The organism is Pseudomonas fluorescens, from assembly GCF_001648775.1.
GTDB lineage: Bacteria > Pseudomonadota > Gammaproteobacteria > Pseudomonadales > Pseudomonadaceae > Aquipseudomonas > Aquipseudomonas fluorescens_M.
The window spans coordinates 26,979-42,093 of sequence record NZ_LVEJ01000001.1 but is presented as its reverse complement, the minus strand read 5'-3'; the positions used below and the strand labels follow the sequence as shown (position 1 = coordinate 42,093).

General features: G+C 61.1%; 12 protein-coding genes. 7 read left to right on the top strand and 5 right to left on the bottom strand.

All coding sequences use genetic code 11. The features are described 5' to 3' along the window. Nucleotides 1–26: 26 nt before the first annotated feature. The 5 genes from pyrR to gshB all read right to left on the bottom strand — a co-directional run bounded on the left by pyrR (nt 27) and on the right by gshB (nt 3,772). Nucleotides 27–533, bottom strand: a complete 507-nt coding sequence (gene pyrR / locus A8O26_RS00190) for a bifunctional pyr operon transcriptional regulator/uracil phosphoribosyltransferase PyrR (protein ID WP_064116261.1) — start codon at nt 531–533, stop codon at nt 27–29. 80 nt (nt 534–613) lie between these two features. Next, nucleotides 614–1,051, bottom strand: a complete 438-nt coding sequence (gene ruvX / locus A8O26_RS00185) for a Holliday junction resolvase RuvX (RefSeq protein ID WP_034153652.1) — start codon at nt 1,049–1,051, stop codon at nt 614–616. Further along, the gene (locus tag A8O26_RS00180; RefSeq protein WP_064116260.1) at nt 1,051–1,623 is read right to left on the bottom strand and encodes a YqgE/AlgH family protein; all 573 of its coding nucleotides are present in this window, start codon (nt 1,621–1,623) and stop codon (nt 1,051–1,053) included. Before A8O26_RS00180 ends, ruvX begins: the two co-directional genes overlap by 1 nt. Nucleotides 1,624–1,793: 170 nt before the next feature. After that, nucleotides 1,794–2,693: an energy transducer TonB gene (locus A8O26_RS00175; RefSeq protein WP_038358807.1), complete on the bottom strand. Its 900-nt coding sequence runs from the start codon at nt 2,691–2,693 to the stop codon at nt 1,794–1,796. 107 nt (nt 2,694–2,800) lie between these two features. Next, nucleotides 2,801–3,772: a glutathione synthase gene (gshB, locus tag A8O26_RS00170; protein WP_064116259.1), complete on the bottom strand. Its 972-nt coding sequence runs from the start codon at nt 3,770–3,772 to the stop codon at nt 2,801–2,803. Nucleotides 3,773–3,997: 225 nt separating this feature from the next. Between gshB and pilG the strand changes: the two genes are divergently transcribed. The 7 genes from pilG (at nt 3,998) to A8O26_RS00135 (ending at nt 14,855) form a co-directional block, all read left to right on the top strand. Next, nucleotides 3,998–4,402 carry a twitching motility response regulator PilG gene (gene pilG, locus A8O26_RS00165; protein WP_007913673.1) on the top strand — a complete coding sequence of 135 codons (405 nt, stop codon included), beginning with the start codon at nt 3,998–4,000 and terminating at the stop codon, nt 4,400–4,402. Between the two features lie 60 nt (nt 4,403–4,462). Beyond that, nucleotides 4,463–4,828 carry a twitching motility response regulator PilH gene (gene pilH, locus A8O26_RS00160; protein WP_007913674.1) on the top strand — a complete coding sequence of 122 codons (366 nt, stop codon included), beginning with the start codon at nt 4,463–4,465 and terminating at the stop codon, nt 4,826–4,828. Between the two features lie 10 nt (nt 4,829–4,838). Then, nucleotides 4,839–5,378: a chemotaxis protein CheW gene (locus A8O26_RS00155; RefSeq protein ID WP_064116258.1), complete on the top strand. Its 540-nt coding sequence runs from the start codon at nt 4,839–4,841 to the stop codon at nt 5,376–5,378. Between the two features lie 154 nt (nt 5,379–5,532). After that, a complete protein-coding gene (locus A8O26_RS00150) occupies nt 5,533–7,581 on the top strand; it encodes a methyl-accepting chemotaxis protein (protein WP_064116257.1) in 2,049 nt (682 codons plus the stop codon). A gap of 11 nt (nt 7,582–7,592) precedes the next feature. After that, nucleotides 7,593–13,490 carry an Hpt domain-containing protein gene (locus A8O26_RS00145; protein WP_064116256.1) on the top strand — a complete coding sequence of 1,966 codons (5,898 nt, stop codon included), beginning with the start codon at nt 7,593–7,595 and terminating at the stop codon, nt 13,488–13,490. Then, on the top strand, nt 13,483–13,953 hold the full coding sequence (locus A8O26_RS00140) for a chemotaxis protein CheW (protein WP_064116255.1): 471 nt from the start codon (nt 13,483–13,485) through the stop codon (nt 13,951–13,953). Before A8O26_RS00145 ends, A8O26_RS00140 begins: the two co-directional genes overlap by 8 nt. Nucleotides 13,954–14,489: 536 nt before the next feature. Next, on the top strand, nt 14,490–14,855 hold the full coding sequence (locus A8O26_RS00135) for a DUF6124 family protein (RefSeq protein WP_064116254.1): 366 nt from the start codon (nt 14,490–14,492) through the stop codon (nt 14,853–14,855). Nucleotides 14,856–15,115 lie beyond the last annotated feature (260 nt).

Sequence of the window (15,115 nt, the reverse complement as noted above, 5' to 3'; positions counted from 1 at the left end):
GCGAAGGGGACTCTCAATAGGGCGGATTAAAGGTTGAAGTCTTGCAGTTCGAGCGTCAGCGGCTCGGGGCCGGACAGCTTCACCCGTTCGTGAGCGGCCAGCGACAGCGTCGCGCCAACCACGTTCGGGCGGATCGGCAGCTCGCCGGCGTCGAGGTCCAGCAGGCAGACCAGGGTCACGCTGGCCGGGCGGCCGTAGTCGAACAATTCGTTCATGGCGGCGCGGATGGTGCGACCGCTCATCAGTACGTCGTCGATCAGCACCAGATGCTGGCCTTCGATCTCGAAGGGCAGGGCCGACGGGCGCACTTGCGGGTGCAGGCCGTTCTGGCTGAAGTCGTCGCGGTAGAAGGACACGTCCAGCGTGCCCAGTGGCGCGTCGCTGCCCAATTCCTTGAGCAAGGCCTGCGCGACCCAGATGCCGCCAGTGCGGATGCCGATGTAACGCGGTTCAGTGATGTCACGCTGGGCAAGGTGCGCCTTGAGGCGGGTCGCCATCTGGCTGATCAGATCGGCGGGATTTGGCAGGCTCATGGTTGCTCCTTGTTGGGGGCGAGCCGGGTCCTTGGACGCGGCTCGGTTTTTCACTCAAAAGAAAAGCGCCGAAGCGCTTGTCAGGATTCAAACAATGCAGTGTTTTCATCGAGCCAGCCCTGCAACAGCAGAGCGGCGGCGATGGCGTCCACCGGGTTGTCGCGATAACTGCCTTTCTGACCGCCACGGGCCAGTCGCTCGCCTTTGGCCTCGAAGGTGGTCAGGCGCTCGTCGTGGGTATAGAAGGGCACGTTGAAACGGCCGTTGAGGCGGCGGGCGAATTTTTCCGCGCGTACGCACATGTCGCTTGGCGTGCCGTCCATGTTCAGCGGCAGACCGACAACGACGGCGTCGGGTTTCCATTCTTTTATAAGGGCTTCGACCTGGTTCCAGTCCGGCACGCCGTTCTGTGCCTTCAAGGTGCACAGTTCGCGGGCCTGGCCGGTAATCACCTGGCCGACCGCGACGCCGATCTGTTTGGTGCCGTAGTCGAAGCCGAGAATCAGGCGCAGGGCCATCAGGCGTGACCTGCCTGGCTGGTCAGCAGGCTGAGGTTGATCCCCAAATGCCTGGCCGCCGCTTCCAGGCGCAGTTCGCTGCTGGTGTTGAAGAGGATGTCGGCGTCGTACGGGCAAGTCAGCCAGGCGTTGTCGGCGAGTTCCGCTTCCAGTTGCCCGGCTTCCCAACCGGCGTAACCGAGGGCAATCAGGCTTTTCGAAGGGCCGACGCCGTCCGCGATGGCGAATAGCACATCCTGCGAGGTCGACAGGGCCAGATCACCGTCCAGTTGCGCGGTGGCCTGGAAGGTTTTGCCGGCCGGGTGCAGGACAAAACCGCGATCGGTCTGCACCGGACCGCCAATGAATATCGGCACATGCTGGCACAGTGCTGGCGGCTCGATGTCCGGGCGCAGTTGCTCAAGAATGTCGGCCAGATTCAGCTCTTGCGGCCTGTTAACCACGATCCCCATAGCGCCATTGGCCGTGTGCTCGACGATGTAGGTCAAGGTGTGGGCAAAGTTCGGGTCGGCCATGTGTGGCATGGCGATCAGGAATTGATGCTTGAGGAAGCTGGGGCTGACGTTTTTCATGTGCGCTAGTGTGGCGTCGAAGGGGCAAACTGACAAGCTGAGGATCAGAGAACCACGCAGATCAAATGTGGGAGCGAGCCTGCTCGCGAAAGCGGTGGATCAGTCACATCAATGTTGGATGACAACCGCATTCGCGAGCAGGCTCGCTCCCACAAGGGTTGTGTGGTGTGTCAGTTGCTCGAGAGCTTGTCGCCGCGGGCGAATTTCCAGGTCCGAATGATTTCCAGCCGATCGATATCCGACAAGTCCCCGGTAAACGGGGCAAACGGCGCCGCCAACCTGACGATGCGCTGCGCCGCCTGATCCAGCAGCGGCTGGCCGGACGATTCCAGCACCAGCACTTCATACAGCGAACCGTCGCGATTGATCGACACCATCAGGCGCAAATTGCCGTAGATCTGCTTGCGCCGTGCTTCCTCGGGGTAATTGAGGTTGCCGATGCGCTCGACCTTCTTGCGCCAGTCGTCTTTATACCAGGCACCCTTGTCGCGCATGGTCGACGCCGCGCTCAAGCGATGGATGCGCGGGCGCTTGGCGTAAAGCTGTTGTTCCTTGGCCAGTTCGGCTTCGAGGCTGGCGATGTCGCTGGACAGCTGCGAGCTATCGAACTCGGGCGCGTCGACCGTCGGTTTGACTTCGGTTTTGCTTTCTTCTTTCTTGGTCGGCGCTTTTTTCGGCTTCGGCGCGACGGTGGTCACCGCAGCCTTGGGCGCGGCCTCCTGCACTTCCGGCTTGGCGGCCGGTGGCGGCGTAACTTTTTTGACCTGATTGTCCTGGAATGGCGCCACTTCAGTGGTTTTCGGGATCGCCTTCTTGTCCAGTGTGCCGCTGCCTTCCTGATGCTCTTGGGCGAGGAAGTCAGCCTTCTCCGGCTTCTTTTCGCTCTTGAAGGTGGCGAGGGTGATTTCCAGGGTTTTGCTGATCTGCTTCGGCTCGACCATCGTGAAGCCGACGCCGAGCAGCAGCGCCAAATGGATCAACGCAGCAAGGAATAGGGTAAATCCGAGGCGATCGGCCGGGCGCACGCCACGGTGGGCGAGTTCTGCGGGCAGATCGGACGGGAGGGTCATGACAAGAAAACCAACATCGCGTTTTTCAGAGGCTGCGCATGATAACGCAATGTTGGTTTCACGCCTTGGGCTTCACGCTTCAAGCGACAGACTGCATGTGACGTGCATCAAGCTTGTGGCAATTTGCCGGCAGCTTGCAGCTTCTTGGCGATCGCGTCCATCAGCAGGCCGCCAATGTCAGTGCCGAAGGCATTGTCGATTTCACGGATGCAGGTCGGGCTGGTGACGTTGATTTCGGTGAGGCTTTCGCCGATCACATCGAGACCGACGAACAGCAGACCTTTCTCACGCAGGGTCGGGCCGACTTGTGCAGCGATCCAGCGATCCTTTTCAGTCAGCGGACGCGCTTCACCACGGCCGCCGGCGGCGAGGTTGCCACGGGTTTCGCCCTGCGCCGGAATCCGCGCCAGGCAGTAATCCACCGGCTCGCCGTCGATCATCAGGATGCGTTTGTCGCCGTCCTTGATTGCCGGCAGGTAAGCCTGGCCCATGATCTGCTGGCCACCGAGGGCGGTCAGGGTTTCCAGAATCACCGACAGGTTCGGATCACCGGCGCGATGACGGAAAATCGAAGTGCCGCCCATGCCGTCCAGCGGCTTGAGGATCACGTCGCCATGCTTGGCGGCGAATTCGCGCAGCACGTCGGCGCGGCGGCTGACGAGGGTTGGCGGCGTGCACTGCGGGAACAGCGTGGCAAACAGTTTTTCATTGCAGTCGCGCAGGCTTTGCGGCTTGTTCACCACCAGTACGCCAGCGGTTTCGGCCTGTTCGAGCAGGTAGGTGGAGTAGACGAACTCCATGTCGAACGGTGGATCCTTGCGCATCAGGATCACGTCCAGATCGCTCAGCAGGTTGTCCTGCTCGGCGTCCAGTTCGAACCATTTTTCCGGGTTGGCGAAGACTTTCAGCGGCTTCATGCGCGCCCGGGCCTGACCTTCGCCCTGATACAGGTCGCGCTGTTCCATATAGAACAGTTCCCAGCCACGCTTCTGCGCGGCCAGCAGCATGGCCAGCGAGCTATCCTTTTTATAGGAGATGCTGGCGATAGGGTCCATGACAATCCCGACGCGAACGCTCATTGGGTTTTCCTCGAAAATTGGCTACCGGATCGGTATTGAAAAAGTGCCGCCAGAGTGGCGCCGGGCGGGTTTTCGGTCAAGGAAAAACCCGTCGATAGATTGCATCTGGAGACTGTGCTAAAAAGGCTGGCGTAGCGTGCTGGCCCTTGAGCATCAAGGGTTTCGAGCCATTCATAACCGCAAAACGGACAAATTGATTCGCAAAGGCGACGGTAGAGCCCTCTTATGGAACAGCAGTCCAGCGCCTTGAAGGTCATGGTGATCGACGACTCGAAAACGATTCGTCGCACCGCCGAAACATTGTTGAAGAATGTCGGTTGCGAAGTGATCACGGCGATCGACGGTTTCGACGCCCTGGCGAAGATCGCCGACAACCATCCCGGGATCATTTTTGTCGACATCATGATGCCGCGTCTGGATGGTTATCAGACCTGCGCTTTAATCAAGAACAACAGCGCGTTCAAGGCCACGCCGGTGATCATGCTGTCATCGCGTGACGGGCTGTTCGACAAGGCTAAGGGGCGGATTGTCGGTTCCGATCAATTTTTGACCAAGCCTTTCAGCAAGGAAGAACTGCTCAACGCGATTCAGGCCCATGTTCCGGGCTTCGCCGCCGTTTTGCCGCAGTAAGACACGTACAGTGACGCTCGGCCAGCGGGCCGGGGGTCGACAAGAAAAATGGGGAAAACCATGGCACGTATCCTGATCGTCGATGATTCGCCGACTGAAATGTACAAACTCACCGGCATGCTCGAAAAGCACGGCCATGAAGTGCTCAAGGCCGAAAACGGCGCCGACGGCGTAGCACTGGCCCGTCAGGAAAAACCTGATGCGGTACTGATGGACATCGTCATGCCCGGCCTCAACGGTTTCCAGGCGACTCGCCAGTTGACCAAAGACGCCGACACCAGCCACATCCCGGTGATCATCATCACCACCAAGGATCAGGAAACCGACAAGGTCTGGGGCACCCGTCAGGGCGCCAAGGACTACCTGACCAAACCGGTCGACGAAGACACCCTGATCAAGACCCTGAACAACGTACTCAAAGGCTGATCGCGCGACCATGAGCGAATCGCTGACCGCGTTCGAACTGCTCTGGCAAATCGACCAGCGCTGCCGCTTGCTGGCGGCGGACCTGCCGTCGCAACCGGCGCGTCAGGATCGCTGGAGCGGCATCGGCTTTCGCCTCGGCGAGCATTGGTATGTGGCGCCGATGGGCGAAGTCAGCGAAGTGCTGCACGAACCGCGCTTCACCCAGTTGCCCGGGGTCAAGCCGTGGGTCAAAGGCGTGGCTAACTTGCGCGGGCGGCTGCTGCCGATCATGGACCTGTGCGGGTTCTTCGGCCATGAGCTGTCGCCACTGCGTAAACAGCGGCGGGTGTTAGTGGTGGAACATGGGGACGTGTTTGCCGGGCTGATGGTCGATGAGGTCATTGGCTTGCAGCACTTTGAGCAGGACAGCTTTGAACCGCTGTCGATCAGCAAGCGCCAGGGCTCCAAGGCCGAGTTCGTCAAAGGCTATTTTCGCCGTGAGCAGAACTGGCGGGTGTTCAGCCTGTTTGCCCTGGCCAAATCCCCGGTGTTCATGAGTGTCGCGATATAACAGATTCAACGCCGTCCCCTGTGGGAGCGAGCCTGCTCGCGAAGAGGGCGTGTCAGGCAAGATCAATATTGGCTGACCCAGCGCTTTCGCGAGCAGGCTCGCTCCCACAGGGATTGCAGCAGGCCTCAAAGGTGTGGGTTAAGGGCGAGGACCGATGACAAAAGCAAAAACAGGCAAGCCGGCGGAAGGATCGCGCAGTCGCTCGCAGATCATCGTGCTGTTCATCGCACTGATCGTGTTCATCATGCTGCTGTTCGCCAACTTCGCTTACCTCAACACCCAGGCGAACTACGACAAACAGTACATCGGCCACGCCGGTGAGCTGCGCGTACTCTCGCAACGCATTGCCAAGAACGCCACCGAAGCCGCCGCCGGCAAGGCGGCCGCGTTCAAGTTGCTCAGCGATGCGCGCAACGATTTCGCCCAGCGCTGGGGTTACCTGAAAAAGGGCGACCCGGCCACCGGCCTGCCACCAGCGCCCGCCACCGTGCGCCCGGAAATGCGCGCAGTGCAGCTCGACTGGGAACGCCTGCTGAAAAACACCGACGCGATTCTCTCCAGCGAGCAGACCGTGCTGTCGCTGCATCAGGTCGCCGCGACCCTGGCCGAAACCGTGCCGCAGTTGCAGATCGAATACGAAAAAGTCGTCGAAATCCTCCTCCAGCGTGGGGCCCCGGCTGCGCAAGTGGCGATGGCCCAGCGTCAGTCGCTGCTGGCTGAACGCATCCTCGGCGCGGTCAACACCGTGCTCGCCGGCGATGAAAACTCCCAACAAGCCGCCGACGCCTTTGGCCGCGACGCCACGCGTTTCGGCCAAGTGCTCAACGGCATGCTGCAAGGCAACCCGGCGCTGAAAATCAGCCAGGTCGAAGACCACGATGCCCGCGCCCGATTGAGTGAAATCTCCGAGCTGTTCCAGTTCGTCTCCGGTTCCGTCGATGAAATCCTCGAAACCTCACCCGAGCTGTTCAAGGTTCGCGAATCGGCGAGCAACATCTTCAGCCTCTCGCAAACCCTGCTCGACGAAGCCTCGCACCTGGCCACCGGTTTCGAGAACCTTGCTGGCGGGCGCAACACCGACACCATCGGCGGCTACGTTCTTGGTTTGCTGGCGCTGGCCTCGATCATCCTGATCGGTATGGTCATGGTCCGCGAGACCAATCGCCAGTTGCGCGAAACCGCCGAGAAGAACGAGCGTAACCAGAACGCGATCATGCGCCTGCTCGATGAAATCGAAGACCTCGCCGATGGCGATCTCACCGTGACCGCCTCGGTGACAGAAGACTTCACCGGCACCATCGCCGACTCGATCAACTACTCCGTCGACCAACTGCGCGATCTGGTCGCGACCATCAACCTCACTGCCGGCCAGGTCGCCGCTGCGGTGCAGGAAACCCAGGCCACCGCCATGCACCTGGCGCAGGCCTCGGAGCATCAGGCCCAGCAGATTTCCGAAGCGTCGACGGCAATCAGCGACATGGCCGAGTCCATCGATCAGGTTTCGGCCAACGCCGCCGAGTCTTCGGCGGTGGCCGAGCGTTCCGTGGAAATCGCCAACAAGGGCAACGAGGTGGTGCACAACACTATCCACGGCATGGACAACATTCGCGAACAGATTCAGGACACCGCCAAACGCATCAAGCGCCTCGGCGAGTCGTCGCAGGAAATCGGCGACATCGTCAGCCTGATCGACGACATCGCCGACCAGACCAACATCCTCGCCCTCAACGCAGCGATTCAGGCGTCGATGGCCGGTGATGCCGGGCGCGGTTTTGCCGTGGTCGCCGACGAAGTGCAGCGGCTGGCGGAACGTTCGTCCGCTGCTACCCGGCAGATCGAAACCCTGGTGCGGGCGATTCAGACCGACACCAACGAAGCCGTGATTTCCATGGAACAAACCACCACCGAAGTGGTGCGCGGCGCGCGACTGGCGCAGGATGCCGGTGTGGCCCTGGAAGAAATCGAAGGCGTGTCGAAGACCCTCGCGGCGCTGATTCAAAGCATCTCCAACGCGGCGCAGCAGCAGACCTCGTCGGCCGGGCAGATCTCGCTGACGATGAACGTGATCCAGCAGATCACCTCGCAGACGTCGTCCGGCTCCACCGCCACCGCCGAAAGCATCGGCAATCTGGCGAAAATGGCCAGTCAGCTGCGGCGTTCGGTGTCCGGATTCACCTTGCCGGCGGCGACAGATAAAGCGTGAGTGGAGTGGTTATGGGTGATCGGCACGACTATGTGGCCCTGGAATGGGTCAAGGGCGAAATTGCCGAAACGCTGAAGCAGGCGCATCAGGCGATTGAAGCCGTGCTCGATGATCCGCAGGCTTTTCCGGGGCTGGACGAGTGCCTGGATTACATCCATCAGGTTCACGGCAGCCTGCAGATGGTCGAGTTCTACGGTGCAGCCTTGCTCGCCGAAGAGATGGAGCATCTGGTCGAGGCCCTGCAGCACGAGCGCGTCAGCCACCGCGACGAAGCGCTGCACTTGTTGCTGCAAGCCCTTGGGCAATTGCCGATCTACCTCGACCGTGTGCAGAGCGCTCGCCGGGATCTGCCGTTGGTGGTGTTGCCGCTGATCAACGATCTGCGCAGTGCCCGGGGCGAAAGCCTGCTCTCGGAAACCAGCCTGTTCAGCCCGCAACTGCCCGATTTACCGCCGCTCAACGCAGCGGCGTTGGCACTGCTGGAACCGGCGGAACTGCCGAACGTGCTGCGTAAACTGCGGCAGATGCTGCAAATGGCTTTGGTCGGTTTGCTGCGCGAACAAGATGACCAGACGCACCTCGAATATCTGGCCAAAGTCTTCACCCGCCTCGAAGCGCTGAGCGGTGATTCGCCGCTGAGCCCGTTGTGGCAGGTCGCCTCGGCGCTGGTCGAAGGCATGCGCGAAGGCGTCATTGCCAACAGCCCGGCGCTGCGCAGTCTGTTCAAGGACGCCGACAAAGAACTCAAGCGTCTGCTCGAACAAGGCCTGTCTGGCCTCAATCAGCCGGCGCCGGCGGAGCTGCTGAAAAGCCTGTTGTTCTATATTGCCAAAGCCGAACATCCCACCGGGCAGATGCTGACCATGAAAGATCGCTACTCCCTGGACGACGCGTTGCCCGACAGCGCGATGGTCGACGAAGAACGCGCGCGCCTGGCCGGCCCCGACCGCGATGCGATGCGCTCGGTGCTGGCAGCACTGTGCGAAGAACTGGTGCGGGTCAAGGAACGCCTCGACCTGTTCGTGCGCAGCGACCGTCAGCACACCTCGGATCTGGAGAGTTTGCTGGCGCCGCTGCGGCAGATCGCCGACACGTTGGCCGTGCTCGGTTTCGGCCAGCCGCGCAAAGTCATCATCGATCAATTGGCCGTGGTGCTCAGCCTTGCCCAAGGCCAGCGCGAACCGAATGACGCGATCCTGATGGACGTTGCCGGTGCGCTGCTTTACGTCGAAGCGACGCTGGCCGGCATGGTCGGCACCGTCGAGCCGGAAAGCCCGGAAGATTCGCGCCTGCCGACCACCGACCTGACGCAGATCCATCAGATCGTCATCAAGGAAGCACGCATCTGCCTGCAACAGGCCAAGGACATGATCGTCGACTACATCGACGCCGATTGGGATCGCCAGCACCTGCAACCGTTGCCGGCGCTGCTGACCCAGGTGCGCGGTGCGCTGGCGATGATTCCGCTCAGCCGCGCGGCGAGTCTGGTCGAAGCGTGCAACGGGTTTATCCGCGAACATTTGCTGCTCGATCCGCACGAGCCGGGTTGGGAGCAACTCGATCATCTGGCCGATGTCATCAGCAGCCTCGAGTATTACCTGGAACGCTTGAGCGATGACCCACAGGCCCCGGGCGAGCAATTGCTGGACGTCGCGCAGAAGTCCCTCGCCAGTCTGGGTTTTTTTCCAAATGAGCCGCACGTGCCGGTGCTCGAAGACGTGCTCAGCCCCAGCGAAGCGTTGGTGATGCAGGACATGCAGGCGCTCGATGATCCGGAAACCGTACAGTCGCTGGCCGACGTTCTGGCCAGCCCGGTGTCAGCGCTCAATCCCCCTGCATTGATGACGCCCGGCAGCCTGATGCCGCCGCCGGCCGATGAAGAGCCGGTCGACGATGAACTGCGCGAAGTGTTCCTCGAAGAGACCGATGAAGTCCTCGAAGTCCTCCATGAATACCTGCCGCGCTGGATCGCCAATTCGCAGGACCGCGATGCGCTGACCGAACTGCGTCGCGCCTTTCACACCTTGAAGGGCAGCGGGCGCATGGTCCGCGCGCTGATTCTCGGTGAACTGGCGTGGTCGGTGGAAAACCTGCTCAACCGTGTGCTCGAACAAAGTGTCGAGCCGGGCTCGGTGGTGCAGCAAGTGCTGACCGACACCGTGCTGTTGCTGCCCGAACTGATCAGCGAATTCGCCACTAACAGCCAACGGCAGCGCAGCGATGTCGATCAACTCGCTGCCCGTGCTCACGCTTTGGCCAAGGGCGACGAGCCGCTGGCCGCCGAAGACGTCGACGATGTCGCCGCGCTCGATCCGCTGTTGCTGGAGATCTTCCGCAAAGAAGCCGAGACCCACCTCGCCAGCCTCAATCGCTTTCTCGATCAAGCCGCCGAACACGTGCCGTTGCAGGCCAGCGACGAGTTGCAGCGCGCCTTGCATACGCTCAAGGGCAGTGCGTCGATGGCCGGGGTGTTGCCGATTGCTGAACTCGCTGCACCGCTCGATCAACTGGCCCGCGAGTTCAAGGCGCACCAGTTGCCGCTGGACCTCGACGAAGTGGAATTGCTGCTCGAAGCCGAGGGCTTGTTCCGCGTCGGCCTGCGTCAACTCAAGCATGATCCGCTGGCACCGATTGTCGGTGCGCAGTCGCTGATCAAACGCTCGGAAACCCTGCTCGCCGAGCGTCTGGCGTCGATCCTCGATGCGCCGCACACCGGCCTGCGGATCAAGCGTGATCCGCAACTGATCAACAACTTCCTCGCCCAAGGCATGGACATCCTCCTCGACGCCGAAAACCTCTTGCAGCGCTGGCAGCAACACCCCGGCGAGCGTCAGGAACTCAGCGCCTTGCTGGATGAACTGACGACGCTTGGCGAAGGCGCGCACATGGCCGATCTGCTGCCGGTCGATGTCCTGTGTGAAGCCTTGCTCGACCTGTATGGCGCTGTGGAAGAAAGCAGCCTGGCGGTAAGCGAACGGTTTTTCCAGGAGGCGCAAAACGCTCACGAAGCGCTGATCAACATGCTCGACGAACTGGCGGCCGGGCAGGAAGTCACGCCGCAGCCAGAGCGGATTCGTGCTTTGCATGATCTGCTCGATGAGAGTCTTGACCCGTCGTCCATGGGCTTGATCCGCAGCGATGGCAGCCGCACTTTGAGCATCCGTGAACTGGGCAGCGCCACCGCTGAGTTGCAGCAAAAGGCAACGGCGCTTGAACCCGATGACGAGATTGTCGAGATCTTCCTTGAAGAGGCCGTGGACATTCTCGACAGCTCAGGCCAAGCCTTGCAGCGCTGGCTGAGCGACCCGGACAACGTTGCGCCGCTGTCCTCGTTGCAGCGCGATTTGCATACGCTCAAGGGTGGCGCGCGGATGGCCGAAGTCGAGGCCATCGGCGATCTGGCACAGGAGCTGGAAAGCCTTTACGAAGGTCTGGTTGATCGTCGTTATCACTACAGCGAAAGCCTGGGGCGCTTGCTGCTCAAGAGCCATGACCGCTTGGCGTTGTTGCTTGATCAACTGCAAAATCATCAGCCGCTGACGCCGGCACAGGATCTGATCGAAGTCATCCGTCAGGTCCGCCAAGGTCAGAACGTTGCCGAAGCGCCGCCAGCTACAACCGAGCACGACAGCGCTGGCCATGATCCGGAGTTGCTGGAGATCTTCCTCGAAGAAGGTTTCGACATCATCGAAAACTCCGGCGCCGCGTTGCTGCGCTGGCAGGCGGAGCCGGGCAATCGTCAGGAAGTGGAAACCCTGCTGCGCGATCTGCACACGCTCAAGGGTGGCGCGCGAATGGTCGAAATCGGCCCGATCGGCGACCTCGCGCATGAGCTGGAATACCTTTACGAAAGTCTTTCCAGCGGCACGTTGCAGCCATCGGCGGAGCTGTTTGCGCTGGTGCAGCGTGGGCATGATCGCTTGGCGCAAATGCTTGATGGCGTGCGCGCCGGGCAACCGTGCCCGCCGGCGGATCGGTTGATCAATGCGATCCAGAATTTCAGTCATCCGGTAACGGTCGAAACACCGCCAGCGTTGCCGCTGCCCGCCAAGACTGAACCTGCACCGCCGGCTGCCGAGGCTGGCGCGGACATGGTCAAAGTCTCCGCCGAACTGCTCGACGAGTTGGTCAATCTGGCCGGCGAAACCTCGATTTTCCGTGGCCGTATTGAACAGCAGGTCAACGACGCGCAGATCGCCCTGAACGAGATGGAAACCACCATCGAACGCATGCGTGATCAGTTGCGCCGCCTCGACACCGAAACTCAGGGGCGGATTCTCAGCCGTCAGCAAGTCGACGCCGAACGCCTCGGCTACGAAGAATTCGACCCGCTGGAAATGGACCGCCATTCGCAGTTGCAGCAATTGTCGCGGGCGCTGTTCGAATCGGCATCCGACTTGCTCGACCTCAAGGAAACCCTCGACCGCCGCAATCACGACGCCGAGAACCTGTTGCAGCAACAGGGCCGCATCAACACCGAATTGCAGGAAGGCCTGATGCGCACGCGCATGGTGCCGTTCGAACGCATGTTGCCGCGTTTGAAACGCATCGTCCGCCAAGTCGCCGAAGAACTGAACAAAGACGTCGCCTTCGTCGTCGGCAACGCCGAAGGCGAAATGGATCGTAACGTACTCGAACGCATGGCGGCGCCGCTGGAACACATGCTGCGCAACGCCGTCGACCACGGTCTGGAGTCCGCCGAAGTGCGGCTGGCGGCGGGTAAACCGGCGCAAGGGCAGATCAGCCTCGACCTGTCCCGCGAGGGCGGCGACATTGTTTTCGATATTCGCGACGACGGTGCCGGGGTGCCTCTGGAAGCCGTGCGCAAGAAGGCAATCAAGCGCGGCATGCTCGCGCCGGAAGCCGAGATCAGCGACCGCGACGTGTTGCAGTTCATCCTTCAACCGGGGTTTTCCACAGCGGAAAAGATTACGCAGATTTCCGGGCGCGGCGTCGGCATGGACGTGGTGCATGAAGAGGTGCGGCAACTGGGCGGCAGCATGAGCATTGATTCGGTGCCGGGGCAGGGCGTGCATTTCCGCATTCGTCTGCCGTTCACCGTGTCGGTCAACCGTGCGCTGATGGTGCAGTGTGGCGAGGATCAATACGCGATTCCGCTGAACACCATCGAAGGCATTGTTCGCGTGTTGCCGAATGACCTGGAAGCGCACTTCCGGGTTGATCCGCCGCGCTACCAATACGGCGGCCAGACCTATGAGCTGTGCTACCTCGGCGAACTGCTGAAAACCGCGCCACGGCCGAAACTGCTTGGCCAGAACCTGCCATTGCCGGTGCTGCTGGTGCACTACAACGACCGGCGCATCGCCGTGCAGGTCGACACCATGGCCGGCACTCGCGAGATCGTGGTCAAGAGCCTTGGCGCACAATTCGCGGCGGTGCAGGGCGTGTCCGGCGCGACGATTCTCGGCGATGGCCGGGTGGTGCTGATTCTCGATTTGCTCGCACCGATTCGGGCGATGCAAGCGCGGGTTGCGCAGACGCCGACGCTGCCGGAGATCGACAGCGAACCGCACAAGCCGCTGCTGGTGATGGTGGTCGACGACTCGGTCACCGTGCGCAAGGTCACCAGTCGTTTGCTCGAACGCCACGGCATGAACGTGCTGACCGCCAAGGACGGTGTCGACGCCATGCTGCTGCTCGAAGAGCACATGCCCGACCTGATGCTGCTCGACATCGAAATGCCGCGCATGGACGGCTTCGAAGTCGCCACCCAGGTGCGCAACGACGAGCGCCTGCAACACCTGCCGATCATCATGATCACCTCGCGCACCGGGCAGAAACACCGCGACCGCGCCATGGCCATCGGCGTCAACGACTACCTCGGCAAGCCGTATCAAGAGTCGGTGCTGCTTGAAAGCATTGCCCAGTGGAGCAAGAAACATGCATGAGCGCCGGCATAATCCGCGCACCAGTCAACTGACCGGGTTGTTGCTGCCGCTGGCGGATCGCAATTTGATCCTGCCTAACGTCGCTGTCGCTGAGCTGATCGATTACCAGGCCAGCGCCTTCGATCTGGATACGCCGCCTTGGTATCTGGGGCGAGTGAAGTGGCGTGAGCGGCAGATTCCGTTGCTGAGTTTTGAGTCGGCGTGCGGGCAGAAAATCGTCATTGGCGAGCGCGCGCGGATCGTGATTCTCAATGCGCTGGGTGGATTGCCGGAGTTGAAGTTCATTGCGCTGCTGGTGCAGGGGATTCCGCGGTCGTACAAGCTTGATAGCCAGTTGAGTTATGTCGATGTGCCGTTGTGCTCGCTGGAGCAGGCGGCGGTGCAGGTCGGGGAGCAAGTGGCGAAGGTGCCGGATTTGTTGGGGTTGGAGAAGTTGTTGGTGGAGGCGGGTCTCGTCCACTGATCCTGAGTTTGCGGTGATCTTGCTGGCCTCTTCGCGAGCAAGCTCGCTCCCACAGTGGGCTTATGTCGTACACAAAATCTGCGATCTCTGAAGATCTCCTGTGGGAGCGAGCTTGCTCGCGAAAGCGCCAGTCGCCACACCTCAATCCGACAGACAAATCCTCAATCTCTGTGCGCAATAAACGCCTTCCAGTCGCGTTGTTTAAAGACACTCTGTGTTACGGCTCCCTAGCCTACAAATCCTTGCGCCGCTGCCTACGCATGCACCAGAATCCGCCGGCTTGTGCGCCGTGGGCTGGCTGCGTAACGTGGATTGGGTCACTGATTCCCAGTGATCGGGTTTAGCAGCCCGGCTTTGTCCTTACCTCGGTTGTACAAGTCGCATCCAGTCAGGCATTCGCCTGCGCTTGATGGTGGCTGTGCGCATGGCACCTTCGGGTGCGCCGGGTTGGGGTTTGACCGGTCTGCTAACTTGCGCATAGCCGCCACCCTACCGTTTAGCAGCGAGATGGTGAGGCCTAATAGAGGTTCATCCCCATGTTCAAACCAACGCCTAACCCGCCGGCCACCGACCCGGCATCCCCCTACGAATCCCCCGACTCAAAGAAATTCCACGAAGCCGCCGAGCGCGCCCTCGACCATTACCTCGGCCCGCCGTCACCCGACCTGATGGCTGCGCCCTACACCCCCAACACGTTGTACATGGCCAACCCCAAGGCTGACACCGAATCCCTGCTGGCCGACGCCAGCGAAACTCTCGGCTCGGCCACGGTCATGCTCAATAACCACGCGGCTATGGTTGAAGGCACGCACCGTAAAACGCTGCAAGGTATTGCGCAGGTGGTGATGGTGGCGGAAATGGCGGTGAATCGTGTATTGGACAGGTTGGTGCCGACGGAGTGATTTAGAAGCCGACCCTCACCCCAGCCCTCTCCCGGAGGGAGAGGGGGCCGACCGAGGTGTCTTGCGCTATACATCGACCTGAAAAATCCGAGTCGATTATGGGTTTGGTAAACCGAGTCGATTATGGATTCGGTAAAGCACGATCAGGTCGGCGTATTCCTTGAGCATCCCCCAATCGGTCCCCTCTCCCTCCGGGAGAGGGCTAGGGTGAGGGCGCTCTTGATCGTTACCCTGAGCGTAACGATTCACCACCGCGCTTG

Excerpts from the sequence above, each read along its gene's own strand:
- pyrR (WP_064116261.1), bottom strand. The coding sequence starts at position 533 with ATGAGCCTGCCAAATCCCGCCGATCTGATCAGCCAGATGGCGACCCGC.
- pilH (WP_007913674.1), top strand. The coding sequence starts at position 4,463 with ATGGCACGTATCCTGATCGTCGATGATTCGCCGACTGAAATGTACAAA.
- A8O26_RS00180 (WP_064116260.1), bottom strand. The coding sequence starts at position 1,623 with ATGAAAAACGTCAGCCCCAGCTTCCTCAAGCATCAATTCCTGATCGCC.
- A8O26_RS00135 (WP_064116254.1), top strand. The coding sequence starts at position 14,490 with ATGTTCAAACCAACGCCTAACCCGCCGGCCACCGACCCGGCATCCCCC.
- gshB (WP_064116259.1), bottom strand. The coding sequence starts at position 3,772 with ATGAGCGTTCGCGTCGGGATTGTCATGGACCCTATCGCCAGCATCTCC.
- A8O26_RS00155 (WP_064116258.1), top strand. The coding sequence starts at position 4,839 with ATGAGCGAATCGCTGACCGCGTTCGAACTGCTCTGGCAAATCGACCAG.
- A8O26_RS00150 (WP_064116257.1), top strand. The coding sequence starts at position 5,533 with ATGACAAAAGCAAAAACAGGCAAGCCGGCGGAAGGATCGCGCAGTCGC.
- A8O26_RS00175 (WP_038358807.1), bottom strand. The coding sequence starts at position 2,693 with ATGACCCTCCCGTCCGATCTGCCCGCAGAACTCGCCCACCGTGGCGTG.
- A8O26_RS00140 (WP_064116255.1), top strand. The coding sequence starts at position 13,483 with ATGCATGAGCGCCGGCATAATCCGCGCACCAGTCAACTGACCGGGTTG.
- A8O26_RS00145 (WP_064116256.1), top strand. The coding sequence starts at position 7,593 with ATGGGTGATCGGCACGACTATGTGGCCCTGGAATGGGTCAAGGGCGAA.
- ruvX (WP_034153652.1), bottom strand. The coding sequence starts at position 1,051 with ATGGCCCTGCGCCTGATTCTCGGCTTCGACTACGGCACCAAACAGATC.
- pilG (WP_007913673.1), top strand. The coding sequence starts at position 3,998 with ATGGAACAGCAGTCCAGCGCCTTGAAGGTCATGGTGATCGACGACTCG.